General features: G+C 70.6%; 18 protein-coding genes. 2 read left to right on the top strand and 16 right to left on the bottom strand.

The annotated features are described in order from the left end of the window. Positions 1 to 58 precede the first annotated feature (58 nt). From ISP_RS44855 to ISP_RS44810, 10 genes are all read right to left on the bottom strand, one after another. Complete coding sequence (locus tag ISP_RS44855; RefSeq protein WP_013230409.1) at positions 59 to 664, bottom strand: histidine phosphatase family protein; 606 nt, start codon at positions 662 to 664, stop codon at positions 59 to 61. 198 nt (positions 665 to 862) lie between these two features. Next, positions 863 to 2296 (bottom strand): MBOAT family O-acyltransferase, encoded by a 1434-nt coding sequence (locus tag ISP_RS44850; RefSeq protein ID WP_013230408.1) that lies wholly within the window; start codon positions 2294 to 2296, stop codon positions 863 to 865. A gap of 52 nt (positions 2297 to 2348) precedes the next feature. Continuing rightward, positions 2349 to 3305: a 23S rRNA (guanosine(2251)-2'-O)-methyltransferase RlmB gene (gene rlmB / locus ISP_RS44845; RefSeq protein WP_013230407.1), complete on the bottom strand. Its 957-nt coding sequence runs from the start codon at positions 3303 to 3305 to the stop codon at positions 2349 to 2351. Positions 3306 to 3334: 29 nt separating this feature from the next. Beyond that, positions 3335 to 4723: a cysteine--tRNA ligase gene (cysS, locus tag ISP_RS44840; RefSeq protein WP_034284151.1), complete on the bottom strand. Its 1389-nt coding sequence runs from the start codon at positions 4721 to 4723 to the stop codon at positions 3335 to 3337. Positions 4724 to 4766: 43 nt separating this feature from the next. Further along, positions 4767 to 5453 (bottom strand): HAD family hydrolase, encoded by a 687-nt coding sequence (locus ISP_RS44835; RefSeq protein ID WP_013230405.1) that lies wholly within the window; start codon positions 5451 to 5453, stop codon positions 4767 to 4769. 22 nt (positions 5454 to 5475) lie between these two features. Further along, positions 5476 to 5862: a PPOX class F420-dependent oxidoreductase gene (locus tag ISP_RS44830; RefSeq protein WP_013230404.1), complete on the bottom strand. Its 387-nt coding sequence runs from the start codon at positions 5860 to 5862 to the stop codon at positions 5476 to 5478. A gap of 10 nt (positions 5863 to 5872) precedes the next feature. Then, positions 5873 to 6268: a PPOX class F420-dependent oxidoreductase gene (locus ISP_RS44825; RefSeq protein ID WP_013230403.1), complete on the bottom strand. Its 396-nt coding sequence runs from the start codon at positions 6266 to 6268 to the stop codon at positions 5873 to 5875. A 28-nt stretch (positions 6269 to 6296) separates the two neighbouring features. Beyond that, positions 6297 to 6764, bottom strand: coding sequence for a 2-C-methyl-D-erythritol 2,4-cyclodiphosphate synthase (ispF, locus tag ISP_RS44820; protein ID WP_013230402.1), 468 nt, complete (start codon positions 6762 to 6764; stop codon positions 6297 to 6299). Beyond that, positions 6761 to 7375, bottom strand: coding sequence for an IspD/TarI family cytidylyltransferase (locus ISP_RS44815; protein ID WP_013230401.1), 615 nt, complete (start codon positions 7373 to 7375; stop codon positions 6761 to 6763). Before ISP_RS44815 ends, ispF begins: the two co-directional genes overlap by 4 nt. Before the next feature lie 147 nt (positions 7376 to 7522). After that, on the bottom strand, positions 7523 to 8014 hold the full coding sequence (locus tag ISP_RS44810; protein ID WP_004559016.1) for a CarD family transcriptional regulator: 492 nt from the start codon (positions 8012 to 8014) through the stop codon (positions 7523 to 7525). A gap of 286 nt (positions 8015 to 8300) precedes the next feature. Here ISP_RS44810 and ISP_RS44805 point away from each other — a divergent pair, with 286 nt between their 5' ends. Together ISP_RS44805 and radA are read left to right on the top strand one after the other, a co-directional pair. Then, positions 8301 to 8990 (top strand): hypothetical protein, encoded by a 690-nt coding sequence (locus tag ISP_RS44805; protein ID WP_013230400.1) that lies wholly within the window; start codon positions 8301 to 8303, stop codon positions 8988 to 8990. A gap of 39 nt (positions 8991 to 9029) precedes the next feature. Further along, positions 9030 to 10388, top strand: a complete 1359-nt coding sequence (gene radA / locus ISP_RS44800; protein ID WP_013230399.1) for a DNA repair protein RadA — start codon at positions 9030 to 9032, stop codon at positions 10386 to 10388. Here radA and ISP_RS44795 read toward each other — a convergent pair whose 3' ends face one another. The 6 genes from ISP_RS44795 to otsB form a co-directional block, all read right to left on the bottom strand. Continuing rightward, positions 10389 to 11444 carry a CU044_5270 family protein gene (locus ISP_RS44795; RefSeq protein ID WP_013230398.1) on the bottom strand — a complete coding sequence of 352 codons (1056 nt, stop codon included), beginning with the start codon at positions 11442 to 11444 and terminating at the stop codon, positions 10389 to 10391. Then, positions 11437 to 12030, bottom strand: coding sequence for an RNA polymerase sigma factor (locus ISP_RS44790; RefSeq protein WP_013230397.1), 594 nt, complete (start codon positions 12028 to 12030; stop codon positions 11437 to 11439). The genes ISP_RS44795 and ISP_RS44790 overlap by 8 nt, the downstream gene beginning before the upstream one ends. Positions 12031 to 12108: 78 nt before the next feature. Further along, positions 12109 to 13383, bottom strand: a complete 1275-nt coding sequence (locus ISP_RS44785; protein ID WP_013230396.1) for an alpha/beta hydrolase family protein — start codon at positions 13381 to 13383, stop codon at positions 12109 to 12111. A 43-nt stretch (positions 13384 to 13426) separates the two neighbouring features. Then, on the bottom strand, positions 13427 to 13999 hold the full coding sequence (locus ISP_RS44780) for an ArsR/SmtB family transcription factor (RefSeq protein WP_013230395.1): 573 nt from the start codon (positions 13997 to 13999) through the stop codon (positions 13427 to 13429). A gap of 93 nt (positions 14000 to 14092) precedes the next feature. Continuing rightward, a complete protein-coding gene (locus ISP_RS44775) occupies positions 14093 to 14620 on the bottom strand; it encodes a hypothetical protein (RefSeq protein ID WP_013230394.1) in 528 nt (175 codons plus the stop codon). A gap of 87 nt (positions 14621 to 14707) precedes the next feature. Beyond that, a complete protein-coding gene (otsB, locus tag ISP_RS44770; protein WP_034284146.1) occupies positions 14708 to 17239 on the bottom strand; it encodes a trehalose-phosphatase in 2532 nt (843 codons plus the stop codon). Positions 17240 to 17244 lie beyond the last annotated feature (5 nt).

The raw sequence follows: 17244 nt of genomic DNA, 5'->3' as shown, positions 1-17244 counted from the left end.
GGTGCGGCCATTCGGGCGAGAGCCGTTTTCCGGGGTGGTCACGTCTTGTGGTTGGTGACTACGGAACGTAAAAGTCCGGTGGGAAGCCGGTCCAGCGCAGTTCGGCGGGGAGGTGGCTCAGGTCGTTGTAGGTCAGCAGCGCGGCGGGCCGTCCCGGGGAGTACCGGATGACGGTCAGGCCGGCGTTGGCGTGGGTGAGGGTGAGCCAGCGCCACGGCGGTGCGTCCTGTGACGCGCGGACGAGCCAGCCGACGAGGAAGTTGTGCGTGACGAGGACTTCGTACCGGGGCTCGGTTCCCGGCACGGGACCGCTGAACCGGCGTTCGGCTTCGGCGGCCAGTTCTTCGTCGGCCGGGGGAAACTGGCGGGTGAAGGCGAGGAGGAGGTCGCCGGACGTCTCGGGGAGCTCTTCTCGCTTCGGCGTGTACGGGACGAAGTCGTCTGCCGCTTTGTCGATGTGGATGGGGACGCCGGGGAGCTGGTCGGCGATGAGGTGGGCGGTTTGGGTGGCTCGCGGGAGGGGGCCGTGGTGGATCGAGGTGACCGGGACGTCGCGGAGGCGTCTTCCGAGAAGGACCGCTTGGCGGCAACCGGCTTCGGTGAGGGTTCCGTTCGGGGTCGCTTCACCGTGGCGGGTCAGGAAGAGGTACCGCGTGGTCAGCACCGGGTCAGGGTTTCATGGTTGGGCTGTTCGGGTGAGCGGGTTGGGGATAGTTCTGTTGCGTTTGCCCGCTGACCCGAACGCCGGATTGTTCAATGGCCGCCAGGGGCTGCGTATCGGTTCGGGCGGGGGGTGTGGCCGGAGGTGTGGCTGGGGGTGTGGGCGGAAGTGTTGCGGGGGTGGCTGGGGGCGTTTGCGTTGTCAGAACTGGTAATACAAGAAGGGGCTGAAGGTTCCCGTTGCGATCAAGATTGCCGCGTACAGCAGGCCTACCGTCATCACTCCGATGCGTAGTGCCGTTGCCGGGCGGCTTCTTGATGACTCCAGGAGGGGGCCCGTTACCGGGTGGGCCGGGAGGGCGAACACCGTCAGTGCCGCCAGGAGCAAGACCAGGCGCTGGTTCGTGAATGCCTGCTCCACTCCCGCTCCGAGGCCCTTGAAGTCGGGGATCAGCAGGTGGCCGAGCATCGACAGCGCGTGGCCCAGGTCCGGGGAGCGGAAGAACACCCAGCCGACCACCACCAGCAACATCGTCAAAGCCCTGCGGAGGTAGCGCTTCCACGGCGTCGACGGGTCCAAGTCCAGGCCGAAGCGGCGCTCGATCACCAGGAGGGCGCCGTGGTAGCAGCCCCAGACCAGGAACGTCCACTGGGCTCCGTGCCAGAAGCCCGTCAGGACGAACACAATGCAGAGGTTGCGATACGTCTTCGCCGCTCCATGACGGTTGCCGCCCAGGGGGATGTACACGTAGTCGCGGAACCAGCGGCTCAAGCTCATGTGCCAGCGGCGCCAGAACTCCGTGATCGTCACCGAGGAATACGGCCTCGCGAAGTTCTCCGGCAGCCGGAAGCCCAGCATGCGGCCGAGGCCGATGGCCATGTCCGAATAGCCCGAGAAGTCGAAGAACAGCTGGAGGGTGTAGCCGATCGCGCCCAGCCAGGCCGTGGTGAACGTCAGCTGGTCCGAGGGGACCTTGAAACACGCGTCGACCAACGGGCCCAGTGAGTCCGCGATGATCGTCTTCTTGCACAGGCCCAGCGCGAACCGGGGAAAGCCCGCCGCGATGTCGTCCAGGCGGTGCGAGCGCAGCTGCGGGAGCTGGTCGGCGATCTCGCGGTACCGCACGATCGGGCCCGCCACCAGCTGCGGGAACATCGCGATGTACGCCGCGAACGACACCGGGTTGCGCAGGGCCTGACGCTCGCCGCGGTAGATGTCCACCACGTACGAAATGTGGTGGAACGTGTAGAACGAGATGCCGATCGGGACCACCAGGCTCGCCACCGGCACGCTGCCGCCGAACCAGTGGGCCACCGCCGCGATCTGCTGGGTCGCGAAGCCCGCGTACTTCCAGATCAGCAGCACCGAGACGTCGAGCGACACCACCGCGATCAGGATCCGGCGCCGTCGGACGCCGTGGACGTCCCAGGGGCTCGGGGCCAGGAGCGGTCCCGCCAAGAAGTTGACGACCATGCAGCCGAGCAGCAGGAAGACGAACCCGCCGGCGCCGATCGTGTAGAACAGCAGGCTGGCGACCGCGATGATGCCGTTTCGCCAGCTCCGCGGGCACACCAGCACGGCGATGAGCACCGCCGGCATGAAGTACCACAAGAAGAGCGGCGAAACGAACGACATCGGGTCCCCTCGGTCTATCCGACGGTGACCTTAACCCGGCTGGGTGGCGGTGTCAGACCCGCCCGGCGAGACGACGGCGCCGCGCCACCTCGGCCAGCAGGACCCCCGCCGCCACCGAGGCGTTGAGGGATTCCACCCCCGCGGCCATCGGGATCGACACCGTCGCGTCACACGTTTCCCGCACCAGGCGGGACAGCCCGCGGCCCTCCGAGCCCAGCACGATGACCAGCGGGTCGGCCGCCAGCTCCAGCTCGTCGATGTCCACCGAACCGTCGGCGTCCAGGCCCACCAGCATCAAGCCGTCGTTCGCCCACGCCTTGAGCTGCCGCGTCAGGTTCGTCGCCACCGCGATCGGCAGCTTCGCCGCCGTGCCCGCACTCGTCCGCCACGCCACCGCCGTCATGCCCGCGCTGCGCCGCTCCGGCAGCAGCACGCCGTGCGCCCCGAACGCGGCCGCCGAGCGGATCACCGCGCCCAGGTTGCGCGGGTCGGTGACGCCGTCGAGCGCGACGAACAGCGGTACCTCGCCCGAGTTGCGGGCCGCCGCCATCAGGTCGTCCGGGTGCGCGTACTCGAACGGCGGGACCTGCAGGCCCAGGCCCTGGTGCACGGCCCGGTTGGTCTTGCGGTCCAGCTCCTCGCGCGGGATCTCCAGGATCGAGATGCCCTTGTCGCCGGCCAGCCGGACGGCGTCGTTCACCCGGTCGTCGATCTCGATGTTCAGCGCGACGTACAGCGCGGTCGCCGGGACACCCGCGCGCAATGCCTCGACCACCGGGTTGCGCCCGGCGATCAGCTCCGGCTTGTCGGCCTTCTTCTGCCGCGCCTGGTCGCGCTTCGTCGCGGCGTTGGCCGACCGGTAGGCCTTGTGCCCGGGACGGTCCTCCGCCTTCGGGGTGGGCCCCTTGCCTTCGAGGGCCTTGCGGCGCTGACCGCCCGAGCCGACGACGGCACCCTTCTTGGTGCCCGTCTTGCGGATCGCGCCTTGGCGCCGCGAGTTGCCTGCCATGGTGAAAGTTCCTTGCGTAGAAAGCCGGTTCAGTCGGACTTCACAGTCCACTGAGGACCGTTGGGGGTGTCCTCCACCACGATGCCCGCCTGCTGGAGGCGGTCACGGGCGGCGTCCGCGCGGGCGAAGTCCTTCTCGGCCCGGGCCTGCTGGCGCTCGGCCAGCAGCCCTTCGACGATCCGGGACAGCGCTTCTTTGGTGGGCGTTTCGGAACCGCCCGCCTCGGACCAGCGCGCGGACAGCGGGTCGAGGCCGAGCACGTCGGTCATCGCGCGGACGGCCGCGGCGAATTCGAGTGCCTTGGAGGTGTCGCCCGCGTCGAGGGCGGCGTTACCGTCCCGCACCGTGGTGTGGACCACGGCGAACGCCTGCGGGGTGGCGAGGTCGTCGTCGAGCGCGTTCGCGAACGCCTCGGGGATGATGCCGACCGGCACGTCGCCCGCCGCGGCGGCGCGGCGCAGGAACGTCTCGATCCGCCGGTAGCCCTGCGCGGCCTCGGAGACCGCGGTGTCGGAGTACTCGATCGTCGACCGGTAGTGCGGCTGGACCAGGTAGTACCGCAGCTCCGGGGCCCGGTAGCGGTCCAGCATCGCGGGGATCGACACGGTGTTGCCGAGCGACTTCGACATCTTCTCGCCCGACATGGTCACCCAGGCGTTGTGCAGCCAGAACCGCGCGAAGGCGTCGCCCACCGCGTTGGACTGGGCGCGCTCGTTTTCGTGGTGCGGGAAGACCAGGTCGATGCCGCCGCCGTGGATGTCGAACTCCGCGCCGAGGTACGCCGTCGCCATCGCCGAGCACTCCAGGTGCCAGCCCGGCCGGCCGTTGCCCCACGGCGTCGGCCACGACGGCTCGCCCGGCTTCGCGCTCTTCCACATCGTGAAGTCGCGCGGGTCGCGCTTGCCGCGGGTCGGCGTCTCGCCCTGCTGGACGTCTTCGAGGACCTGGCCGGACAGCTTGCCGTACTCGTCGAACGACTTGACCGAGAAGTAGACGTCGCCGTCCGCGACGTAGCCGTGGCCGCTCTCGATGAGGCGTTCCATCAGCTCGACCATCTGGGTGACGTGCCCGGTCGCGCGCGGGTTGATCGACGGCGGCAGGCAGCCCAGCTGATCGTACGCGGTCTCGAAGGCGCGCTCGTGCGTCGCGCCCCACTCCCACCACGGCCGCTCGTTCTCGGCGGCCTTGGTAAGGATCTTGTCGTCGATGTCCGTGACGTTGCGGACCAGCAGCACGTCCAGTCCACTGTGGACGAGCCAGCGGCGCAGGACGTCGTAGTTCAGGACGCCGCGGACGTGCCCGATGTGCGGAACGCCCTGCACGGTGGCCCCGCACACGTAGATCGACGCCGTTCCGCTACGGACGGGGTGGAACTCCCGTACGCTCCGGGTCGCTGTGTCGAAAAGGTGAAGGGCCACCCTCAAAGGGTACGGGGTCGGGCGTGAGCGACCTCTCTGGCCCTCAAGCCACGCCGAAGCCGCGCAACGCCGTGAGCAGGGCGTCCGGCCGTTCGGCCGTCGGCAGCGGGTCGACCAGCGCGAACTCGCAGCCCAGGGCGCGGGCGCCGCCGTCGGCCTCCTCGCTGTCGCCGACCATCAGCGTCTCGGTGGCCGGCACGCCGAGTTCCTCGACGGCCTTGCGGAAGATCTCCAGCTCGGGCTTGACCGCGCCGACCTCGAAGGACAGCACGAACTCGTCGACGTAGGCGTCCCACCCGCGGCCGGTGAACGCGGGCCGGATGTCGAAGGCGATGTTGCTCAGCACGCCGACCTTCAGCCCCCGCTCGGCGACCGCCTTCAGCGCGGCTTCGGTGTCCGGGTACGGCGTCCACTGGCTGGGATCGATGAGCCGGTCGTAGAGCGCTTCGGCCTGGTCGAAGTGCGGGACGCCGGACTTCTTCAGCACCTCGAGGTAGACCTTCCGGTGCAGCACGGGGTCGCGGTCGCGGTGCTGCCAGGCGTGCACGTGCTCGGCGTCGAGCTCGACGACCTGCCCGACCGGGGCGGTCATCCGGCGCATCAGCTCGGCCTGTGCCTCGATGTCGAGCGGCTCACCTTTGTGGTCGGTCAGTTCGGTGAGCCAGGACTCGTCCTGCTCGAGCCGGAACAGCGTGCCGGAGAAGTCGAACAACACGGCCCTGATCGTCATGGTTTCCAGCCTAACGGGACCCTCAGGCCGAATGCCCTGTGATGTGTTCGGGGACAACGCGCACGAGCACGCGCACGACGTCGGCCGGCTCGGGCGGGAAGGTCGTGCCGGTGTACTTGCGGGCCAGCTCGTCGTTCAGCTCGGCGCCGCCTTCGACGGTGACCTCGGCGCGGCCGCGGATCTCGACGTAGTTTTCGGGGTCGGCCAGGTCGAAGACGGAGAGCGAGACGCGGGGGTCGCGCTGGATGTTGCGTTCCTTTCGCCGGCCCTGGACGGTCACGAAGACCACGGTGTCCCCGTCGCGCTTCGCCCAGACGACGGAGCTCTGCGGCGAGCCGTCGGCGTTGGTGGTGGCCACGACGGGGTAGTTGGTGCCGTCGAGCAGGGCCTTGGTGGCGTCGTTGAACATGGTCTGGACCCTATTTCACGTTGCCGGCGACCTTGTCGACCTTGAGCCGGACGATCACGCGTTCGGTCTCGGGACCCTCGGGCGGCGGGTCCTGGGCGAGGTACTTGTGGCTGAGCGTCTTCGGGAGGGTCTTGCCGGGGTCGGGGGTGATCGTGACGGTGCCGCGCAGCTGGGTGTGCCGGTAGGGGTTCTCGACGTCGGTGATGGAGACGCTGATGCGGGGGTCGCGCCGCAGGTTGCGGACCTTCCGGCGATCCTCGGTCGCGCTGAAGACGAGGTCGCCGTCGTCGAGGGCGATCCAGACGACGGAGGTCTGGGGTCCGCCGTCCGGGTCGAGGGTGGCGACCGTCGCGAAGTTCTTCCCGTCGACCAGCGCGCGGACCTCGTCCGAGAGAGTGAGGGGCATATCACGGCGAACGGGCTTGGGTGGGTGCCTATTCCGCCGCCAGCAGCAGCGCCGTCGCGAAGGCCGCGATGCCCTCGCCGCGCCCTGTCAGCCCCAAGCCGTCGGATGTGGTTCCGGACACGCTCACCGGGCCGCCCACTGCCTCCGACAGCACCTTCTGTGCCTCTTCGCGCCGCTTCCCGACCCGGGGGGCATTGCCGACGATCTGGACCGTGGCGTTCGCCACCCGCCAGCCCGCCGCCTCGATCAGGCCGCGGACCTCGGCCAGCATGTCCGCGCCGTGGGCGCCGTCCATCCGGGGGTCGCCCGTGCCGAACACCGCGCCCAGGTCGCCGAGGCCCGCCGCCGACAGGAGGGCGTCACACAGCGCGTGCGCTGCGACGTCGCCGTCGGAGTGGCCCGCGCAGCCGTCCGCGTCCGGCCACGACAGGCCCGCCATCCAGCACTCGCGGCCCGGTTCGATCGGGTGGACGTCGACCCCGTTGCCGATCCTCACAGCGTCTCCTCGTGCTTCGGTGCCGCCGCGATCGCCTCGGCCAGGGACAGTTCGAACTCGCTGGTGACGCGCATCGCGTCCGGGTGGCCGGGGACCGTCGCCGCGCCGGCGGGCGCGAGGTCCGGCCGGAACGCCGCGAACGCATAACCCACCGGCGTCTGGACCGTGCGCAGCCGCGTCCGGTCCTCCGTGCCGATGATCAGCGACGCCGCGTCGGTCACCTTCACCGTGTCGGCCATCGGCAGCACCGGGACCGCGACTGGCGCGCCGTCACGGACCGCGCTGATCACGTCACGCACCGTTTGCGCAGGAATGAAGGCTCTCAGTGCATCGTGGAGGAGTACAACTGAGTCACGGGGAAGTGCGGGCTCGACGGCGGCGAACGCCGCGCCGGGCGAGCCGGGCACGACCCGGCAAGCGAGGCCGCGGACGGCCTCGGAAAACGACGACGCACACCGCTGGGGGGCCGCCACGAGCACCAGATCGATCTCCGGCACGTCGAGCAGCCCCCGCACGGTGTGCGTGAGTAGCGCCTCACCATGGACCGGCGTGAGAGCGAGCTCTCCGTCGGCGGCATGATGTGCGACGGTCACGATCGCGACGACGTTCATCGGTACGCGATCGTAGAGGCACCCGCCCGCCCGTCGAGCGGGATGCCCTGGGCGTTGAGAACCTTGTTCAGCCGTCGGACGGCGCAAGCGTCACCGCGGGCAGGTGACCTGCGATCCGTAGCGCCGTCCTGACCAGAAGTAAGATTCTCAGACCGTCGCGGTTTCCAGAACTTCGTCGAGGAGGACCTCAGCCTTGTCCTCGTCGGTGCCCTCCGCGAGCGCGAGCTCGCTGACCAGAATTTGCCGCGCCTTCGCCAGCATGCGCTTCTCACCGGCTGAAAGTCCGCGGTCCTTCTCTCGCCGCCAGAGGTCGCGCACCACTTCGGCCACCTTGTTCACATCGCCGGAGGCGAGCTTCTCGAGGTTGGCCTTGTACCGACGAGACCAGTTGGTGGGCTCCTCGGTGTGCGGAGCACGCAGAACGTCGAAGACCTTGTCCAGTCCTTCTTGCCCGACGACATCGCGGACGCCGACGATTTCGGCGTTGTCAGCGGGCACGCGAACCGTGAGATCCCCTTGCGCGACCTTGAGGACGAGGTACTTCTTTTCCTCGCCCTTGATCACACGGGTCTCGATGGCTTCGATGAGTGCGGCACCGTGGTGCGGGTAGACGACGGTCTCTCCGACCTTGAAAACCATGTGTCCTCTGCCCCTTTCGCTGACTCCATCCTAGCACGGTCCGCCAGTGCCCACCTAGCGGGCCGGACTCGTCCTCGCAGGTCAGCGGCCTGGCCGGGGGTTGACAAACGTCGGACCCCCGTGCTCACGCAGGTAGCGGGGAAGCGTTTCGTCACAGGCTGGGAATTCCTTTGTGGACGGTTGATCTTGGTCGCCGCGTCCCGGCAACGCACACCCGTTCCGCGGCGGAGATCGCCCCCGGCTAGTCTTCGGGGCGACGAGGCCGTGAAAAGGGAAGGACTGCGACGTGAGGCTGCAGAATCGTCGCGTGCTCGGTGCGGGCGTGCTGGCGCTCGGTGCCGCGCTCGCGCTCGCCGGGTGCGGGGCCGGCCAGATCACCCAGACCGCCTCGCAGCAGCCCGCGGTCAACGGCACGCACGCCCAGGTCAAGACCATCGACCTGCGCAACGCCGCCGTCCAGTACCCGAAGTCGGGCCCGGGCTACCCGGCAGGCGCGACCCCGGCGCTGACCCTGACGATCGTCAACCGCGGCGGGCAGGACGACTCGCTCGTCTCGGTGACCACCGAAGACGGCACCCAGGCCACCATCGCGGGGTCCAAGACCGTCGTCGCCATGCACTCGCTGGTGATCGGCCCGGACGACGCCACCGAGTCCACGAACGAGGTGCAGCCCACGTCCTCGGGCGCGCCGTCGTCGTCGAGCGCTCCGACGTCCAGCAGTACGCCGACCGGCAGCAGCTCCGCCTCCAACAGCCCGGGCAGCCTCACCGCCACGGCCACCTCCGAGGTCCCGTCGTCCGGCCCGGCCGCGACGCCGACCGCGCCCGAGAAGGTCGGCCAGGCCACCGTGACGCTGCCGGCGCTGAAGCAGCCGCTCTGGCCCGGCCAGGTCATCAAGGTCACCTTCGTCTTCCGGAACGCCGGACCGGTCACCGTCGAGCTGCCGGTCGCGGCGCCGGCGCACGTCAAGGAGTAGGTCCCCGGTTTTGTCGGTGGTCGCCGATAGCCTCACGGGGTGAAGAAGGGGACCACCTACCGCTGCGGGAGCTGCGGGTACGAAGCGGCCAAGTGGCTGGGCCGGTGTCCGGAGTGCCAGGAATGGGGCTCGTTCGAGGAGCGCGGGGCACCGGTCAAACCGGCGATCCAGCGCGTCGCGGCCGGAGCGCCGAGCGCGCCCGCGCGGCCCATCGGCGAGGTCGACGTCGAAGCGGCGCGAGCGCGGCGCACCGGCGTCCCGGAGCTCGACCGGGTGCTCGGCGGCGGCCTGGTGCCCGGCGCGGTGGTGCTGCTCGCCGGTGAGCCGGGCGTCGGCAAGTCGACCCTGCTGCTCGAAGTCGCCTACCAGTGGGCGAAGACGGTCGACCGGTCCCTCTACGTCACCGGCGAGGAGTCCGCGGGCCAGGTCCGGTTACGCGCCGAGCGAACGGGCAACGTCCACGACCGGATGTACCTGGCCGCCGAGAGCGACCTTTCGGCCATCCTCGGGCACGTCGACGACGTCAAACCCGGGGTGCTGATCGTCGACTCGATCCAGACCATGGCGTCCCCGCAGGTCGACGGCTCACCCGGCGGCGTGACGCAGGTCCGCGCGGTGACGTCCGGGCTGGTCGCGCTGGCCAAGGAGCGCGGGCTGCCGGTGGTGCTGGTGGGGCACGTCACGAAGGACGGCTCGGTGGCCGGCCCGCGCGTGCTGGAGCACCTGGTGGACGTCGTGCTGCAGTTCGAGGGCGACAAGCACTCGACCTTGCGGATGGTCCGCGGCATCAAGAACCGGTTCGGCGCGGCCGACGAGATCGGCTGCTTCGAACTGCAGGAAGAAGGCATCGTCGGGGTGCCGGACCCGTCGGGGCTGTTCATGAGCCACACGGCCGAGCCGGTGTCCGGCACGGCGATCACGGTGTCGCTGGAGGGCAAGCGGCCGATGCTGGGCGAGGTCCAGGCGCTGGTGTCCGCCACGGCGGCGCCCCAGCCGCGGCGCGCGGTCAGCGGCCTCGACTCCGCGCGGGTGGCGATGGTCCTGGCCGTGCTGGAGAAGCGCGGCGGGCTGAAGCTCGGCGACAAGGACGTCTACGCGGCCACGGTCGGCGGCATGAAGATCACCGAACCGGGTATCGACCTGGCGCTGGTGCTGGCGCTGACGTCGAGTTTCGAAGACGTCGCCCTGTCGCCGCGGCTCGTCTCGGTGGGCGAGGTCGGGCTGGCCGGGGAGATCCGGCGCGTACCGAGCGTGGGCCGCCGCCTGGCGGAGGCGGCCCGGCTCGGGTTCACGCACGCGCTGGTCCCGCCGGACTCGGGCAAGCCGCCCGCCGGCATCCGGGTCCTGGAGGTGGCGAACGTCGCGGACGCGCTGAACGCCGCCGGCCACGCGCGCTGATCACCCCGAGGTCCGCGTGATGCCGTAGGAGTACTGCGTGCCCGGGGCATCGGGCCGGTTCGGGGGGCGGGGGATCCACGTCGTCGTGGTGTTCGGCAGGTTCACGCTCGACGGCGGGATCGGCGCGGTTCCCTTGGCGTGGATCGTCGCCGGGGTCGGCGCGCCGTCCGCAGCCAGCAATTGCGCCGTCGCCGGGTCGAGGAACAGCCGCATGCCGGTTTCCTTGGCGATGTAGACGGTGGCTTGCCGCTGGTCCGGCAGCGTCCAATGGGACACGACGAAGATGCCCTGGTAGCTCGCGAGCGCGTCACGCAGCGCGAACCGGACGTCCGGCCGGAGCAGGCCGAGCTCCAGCACGCTCTGGACCATGCCGAGCGCCTCCGTGGCGGAGTGTGGCCGGCCCATGTGGAGGTCGCCGATGTCAAGGGCGTCGAAGGCCAGCTGATCGGCCAGTCTTTGCCGGTCGGGGACGAGCGAGGCGACGAACGCCGCGTCGGGGGTCAGCCAGGTCAGGGAGTGCTGACCGGCGAACACCCCGCGCGGCCCGTACTCGTCGACGGGGCCGGGGAGCGGTTCTTGGGTCTTGCCGTCCGCCCAGTGGCCCGTCAGCGTCGTGCGCCGGTGCCACACGCCGGTGGGATCGGCCGGGATCCAGAGCTCGATCCGCCGCTGGAGCTTGGCCGCGAACCCGTTGCTGGACTGCGTCACCCAGTCGCGCATGTCCGTGTAGTGGTACTCGCCGGGCGCGAGCGGGCCGTCGACGTCGGGGAGCACGGCGGCCGGCCGGGACGTCTCCGGCGGGCCCGGCGTCCACAGGGCGGCGGCGACGCCGAGCCCGCCGACCAGGGTGACGACGGCCGCGGCCACCGCGAGCCACCGCCACGCCCCGCTCCGGCGCGGCCCGGCGGGCGGCGCCTCCCCGGCACCGGCCGCGGCGAGCAGGGACGCGCGGGCGAAGGCGAGCCCGTCGCCGGGGTCGACGTCGCTGTTCAGGTCCGCCAGTGCCGCGTCGAGTTCGGTTTCGGACCAGATCTTCCGGACGTTGTCTTCACGCAAGGTCCTGCACCTCCTCTTGAGCCGGGGCGTTCGTCCTGAGCCAGCGTCTGATCCGGTGCAACCGCGACCGGACCGTACCCGGCGGGATGCCGAGGGCCTCGGCGACCTCGCCCGGCTCCAGCCCGGCCCACGACACGAGCAGCAGCGTGTCGCGGTCGGCCGGGCTGAGCCGGGCCAGCGCGCCGGCCAGCTGCGCGGCCCGCACCTGGGCGTCGACCTGCTCGGCGACGCGGCCGTCGTGGTTCGCGTGACTGACTTCGCCGGTCCGGGCGAGCCGGGCGGTGGCCTGCAGGCCGCGCAGTTCGGACCGCACGTGGTGGCGCAGCAGGTTGGTGGCGATGCCGTAGAGCCACGACCGCGCGGTGCCCAGCTCCGGCCGGTAGGTCTCGCGCCGCCGCAACGCGACCAGGAACGTCTCGGCCACGAGATCGTTCGCCGGTTCCGCCCCGACGCGGCGAGCGAGGTACCGCCGCAGCTGCCCGGCATGGGCGTCGAACAGCCGCCCGAACGCCGGCCCCGGCTCGGGTCCGCCCAGGTCCGGGCGGTCGGGCTCCCGGAGCTCCGAGCCCTCGTGGATCACCTGCATGCCCCCAGTTGCCCGCAGGCTCCCACAGCGTTCACGGCGAACCTGCTTTCGTCGTGATCCGCCCGGGGCCTACTGCGCCTAGACGCCCAGCAGACCCCAGTAGATCGCCCACGGGACGAACACCACCCCACCGGTCAGGAGGACGCCCAGCCGGAGACCGCGGTTGCGCCACCAGGCCACCGCCGTGGCGATGGTGGCGGCCACCGTGCCCAGCGCCAGCAGCTGCAGTGCCAGCCACGGCAGCGGGCGGCCGGCGACGACCGGGCCCAGCCCCTTGCCCATCGACAGCTGGATCAGCACGTCGACGACCAGGAAACCGAGCACCGCGAGCAGCCCGGTCGCCGACAGCCAGCGGGCCGGCCGCGCCCCGGCACCGCGCTGGAACAGCGGGTACCAGGCGAAGGCCACCAGCAGGAACACCAGCACGGCGAGCTGCAGCCACGTCGGCTCGTACCAGGCGAGCGGCGTCACGGAGGTGCTCGGCCGGTCCTGCGCGGGTGGCGCGTCGGCGCTCGAGACCGCGGGCGGGTGGTTCACCCAGCTGCCCACCAGTTCGAGGTAGCCGGGCGCGTACCCCGGCAGCTTGTCGAAGCCGTCGGTGGTCCGGCGCAGCTGGTGCTGCGCGTCCGGGAAGACCCGCAACGTGTGGTACGCCAACGACTCCCGGAAGATCCGGACCGCTTCGCCCGGTGGCGTCAGGACGTCCTTCGCGCCCCACAACCCGAGCACCGGCTGCCGCAGGCTCTTCAGCACCGGCACCGGGTCGTAGTGCGCTTCCGGGAACACCCCGCCGCCGGCGAGCTGACGAAACATCGTCGACGACGCCATCCGCACGAGCGAGCCGTCCATGCCCAGCCGCCGGAACTGGTTCTCGACCGCCCACGCCTGCTGCCGCGACGGCTCGACGCCGTTCGCACCCAGCGTCACGACGAAGGCGACGTCCGACGAACGCGAAGCCGCCAGTGGTGCCACCCAGCCGCCTTCGCTCAACCCCCAGACCCCGACCCGCGCCGGATCGACGTCGGATCGCTTGCGCAGCACGGAAACCGCGGCCAGCGCGTCGTCCGCGAGAGTCGAGTACGAGCGCTCGAACTGCGAATAGCCCTCGGTGCGCTTGTCGTAGATGAGCGTCGCGATGCCTTGCCGCGCAAAGGCTTCCGCCTGGTCGCGGTAGTCGTCACGGCTGTGTGCCCCCGAGCCGTGGATCATCACCAGCCCCGGCAGTTTCGTTCCGCCGGGTGGTGCGACGACGGTGCCGTGCAAGGTCACCCCGCCGTTGGTGAACGTCACGTCGTCGTTGGTCACGTCGGCCGCCGATGCCGGTGGCGCCAACGCCGTGACCGCCAGGATCACCCCGGCCGGCAGAACCCCTCTTCGCATGGAAAACCCCCTGGTGTCATGTCATTTCCCCTGGATCCGGGAACGCGAGCCAGCGCACGAGCACGCGCCGCGCTTCCGGTGACCGGTCGCCTTCGGTTCGCCAGTACCGGCGGAACAGCTCCATGTAGTCCTGCCAGAGCTGCTGCAGCTCCTCTTCGGTGAGCCACGTGGCACCGCGCGCGAAGAGCAGTGCGTCCGGCCAGCCGCCGGGCAGCTCCTCACGCTCTTCCGCGAACCGGTTGAGCTTTTCGAGGTCGTCCTCGAACCCCTGCCGCTGCATGTCGTCGAACAGCATCCGGGATTCGGCGCTCTGCTCACTGCGGCGCGGCCAGCGGATGTCCCGCGGCCGCGTCCGCCACCACCGTTCCTTGCCCCGCGCGAGCTCCGGGACGTCCTCGACGAACCTGAAGCGGGCCAGCTCCCGCAGGTGGTAGCTGGTCGCGCCGGTGTTCTCGCCCAGGGCCTGTGCGAGTTTCGTGGCTGTCGCCGGGCCGGCCGACAACACGCCGAGGATCCGGCGGCGCAGCGGGTGGGTGACGGCCTTGAGAGCGTCCGGGTCGAGCTCTTCCGGTGGTGGAGCGCTGGTCATGACTCCACCGTAGCCGTGCAAAGAAGATTGTGCAAAGAAATCTTTGTAGCTTTGCGCAGAGCGCTGCCACCGCGGTCTGTGTCTACAGTGGACTTACCAGATCGGGTGGTCGCTGTACTTCCTGAGCGTCCGCACGGACGGCCGCACGTACAGGATCCCGGCCAGGAACCCCACGGTGGCGAAGGCGAGCGTCGAGAACGTCGTCAGCAGATCGGCGGCCCGCAGGTCCGGGGTGTCGCGCCAGACCCGGAAGACGATCGGCACCGCGCAGGCGCCGAGGACCAGCACCAGCGTCAGGAGGTAGGTGAACAGCAGCGCGCTGCGGGTCGCTTCGGCGCTGGCCACCACGAGGTAGTCGCCGCGGAGGCAGCGGCGGCAGGTCAGCACCAGCACCGCGATCGCCAGCACGCCCAGCGGCGGCAGCGCCGCAGCGGCCTTGCCGAGCAGCGTGTCCGGGAACGCGTGGCCGTGCACGATGCCCTGCAGGTACGTCGTCAGCCCGAACAGCAGCACCATCCCGGCGATCATCGAGCAGCCGACGACCACCGACCCCCAGCGCACCCGGTCGGCGAAGCGGGGCGGCAGCGGCACGAACTCGACCTGGCCGAACGTCCCCTGCACCGGCTCACCTCCAGAACGCACTGAAGGCCACCATAAGGGCACTGGGTGCCGTCATGGTGGCCTTCAGGGGCTTTCGGACCGAAAGGGCTAACTCGCGGCCAGCAAGTTGGCGCACCGGATGAGCCCGATGTGGGAATAGGCCTGCGGGTGATTGCCCAGCGACCGTTCCGCGATCGGGTCGTACTGCTCCGGCAGCAGGCCGGTCGGGCCGGCCGCCGCGACGATCTGGTCGAACAGCTCCTGCGCCTCGGTGCGCCGCCCGGTGAGCAGGTACGCCTCGATCAGCCACGCCGCGCAGATGTGGAAGCCGCCCTCGCCGCCCGGCAGGCCGTCGTCGCGGCGGTAACGGTACACAGTGGACCCACTGCGCAGCTCCGCCTCGATCGCGGTCACCGTCTGCTGGAAGCGCTCGTCGGCCGGGTCGATCAGCCCGGTGAGCCCGACGAACAGCGAGGCCGCGTCGAGGTCCGTGCCGTCGTAGGCCGTGGTGAAGGCCTGGACCTCGTCGTTCCAGCCGTGCGTGAGGACGTCGGCCTTGATCTCCTCGCGCAGGCCGTGCCAGTTGCCCGGGATCTCCCGGCCGTACTGCTCGCCCAGCTTGATCGCGCGGTCGATGGTGACCCAGCACATGACCCGCGAGTAGACCCGGTGGCGCGGCACGTGCCGCTCCTCCCAGATCCCGTGGTCCGGCTCGCTCCAGCGCCGCGTCACGGCTTCCGCCATCGCGCGCACCATCTGCCAGTCCTCGTCGCGCAGCTCGTGGCGGGCCGTCGCGAGCGTCTGCACGAGCTCGACGACCGGGCCGAAGACGTCCAGCTGCACCTGGTGGTTCGCCAGGTTGCCGACCCGGACCGGGCGGGAACCGGCGTACCCGGGCAGCGATTCGATGACCGCTTCGGCACCGATGACGCTGCCGGCCAGGGTGTACAGCGGGTGCAGCCGCTCCGGGCCGGCCAGGGTGGCGAGCACGCCGTGCAGCCACCGCAGGTAGCCCTCGGCCTCCTCGACCGAGCCCAGGTGCACGAGCTCCCGCACGGTCATCGCCGCGTCACGGATCCAGCAGTAGCGGTAGTCCCAGTTGCGGACGCCGCCGATCTCCTCCGGCAGCGACGACGTCGCCGCCGCCAGCACGCCGCCGGTGTCGGTGTTGACCAGGCCGCGCAGCGTCAGCGCGGAGCGCAGCACCAGGTCGGTCTGCACCTTGGGCAGCTGCAGCTTCGAGGTCCACTCGCTCCAGTAGCGGCCCGCGCGGTCCCGGCGTTCCACTTCGGACAGTTCGTGCGGGCCGAGGTCCGTGGTGCCGCAGCGCAGCTCCAGCACGACCGGCCGGGTCGGCGTCGGCTGCACCAGTGCGGACGCGGTGTCGTGCAGGCCGTCGGAGGTGATGGTCCACTCGACGCCCGGCGAATACAGCACGAACGGCTCCGACGTGCCGAGCACCCGCACGCCGCCGTCGGTGACGTCCAGCTTCACCGGCACGCCGCCGAACTCGGGCCGCGGCGCGAACTTGACGCTCGCCACCGCTTCGCCGGAGATCACCCGCACGAGGTCGGTCCGGTGTGGCGCGCTCTCCGGCTCGAGGTAGTCGGTGACGAGCAGGCGCGACCAGCGCGTCTCGACCGTCATCGTGTTCGGCAGGTAGCGCTGGCCGAGCGGGAGGCCGTTGCGGTGCGGCTTGATGGAGAAGTGGCCGGCCCCCTCGCCGCCGAGCAGGTCGGCGAACACCGCGGGCGCGTCCGGCCCGGGGTGGCACAGCCAGGTCAGCTTGGCGTCCGGCGTCAGCAGCGCGACCGAGCGCTCGTTGGCCAGCATCGACAGCCGCTCGATCGGCGGGGCCGACTCGCCGTACAGCCAGTTGCGGCGCTCCTCGAGGAGGAAGCCGAGCACCAATGCGACGTCGACGGTGTCGGGCACGCGGAACGCGGCGAGGGTCTCGCCGTCGCCGACCTTGATGCCCAGGTCCGGGCCGGACAGGCGGGCGAAGGCCTTCTCGTCGGTGACGTCGTCGCCGAGGAAGATCCCGGCGGTGGCGCCGACCTGGTGGCGGAGGATGTCCAGTGCGCGGCCTTTGTCCGTTTGGACGACCGCCAGCTCGACCACCTCCTTGCCGTCGGTGGTCGACACGCCCTCCCACGTGGAAGGGCCGGAGTGGACGTCGGCGAGCACGCGGCGGCCCGCTTCGTGCTCGGCGCGGCGGACGTGCACCGCGATGCTCGCCGGCTTGACCTCCAGCGACACGCCCGGGACGTCCAGCACGAGTTGTTCGAGCTCGGCCTCCAGCCGCCGGTGCAGCTCCCGCGCCTTGTCGTCGAGGGCGTGGATGAAGCCGATGTCGAACTCCGAGCCGTGGCTGCCGACGAGGTTCACCTCGGCCGGCAGCCGGGAGAGCGTGGCCAGGTCGCGCAGGGCGCGGCCGGAGATGACCGCCGTGGTGGTCTCGTGCAGACCGGCGAGCGATCTGAGGGCCCCGACGGACTCGGGCAACGGGCGTGCCTCGTCCGGGTTGAGCGTGATGGGTGCCAGCGTGCCGTCGTAATCGCAGGCGACCAGCAGACGCGGAGTACGGGCGATCTGGACGATCGCACGCCGTAGCTCGGCGGGCAGGGCCTCGGCAGTCAACACTC

It is taken from the genome of Amycolatopsis mediterranei (genome assembly GCF_026017845.1).
GTDB lineage: Bacteria > Actinomycetota > Actinomycetes > Mycobacteriales > Pseudonocardiaceae > Amycolatopsis > Amycolatopsis mediterranei.
This window is presented reverse-complemented; position numbering and strand designations above follow the sequence as displayed.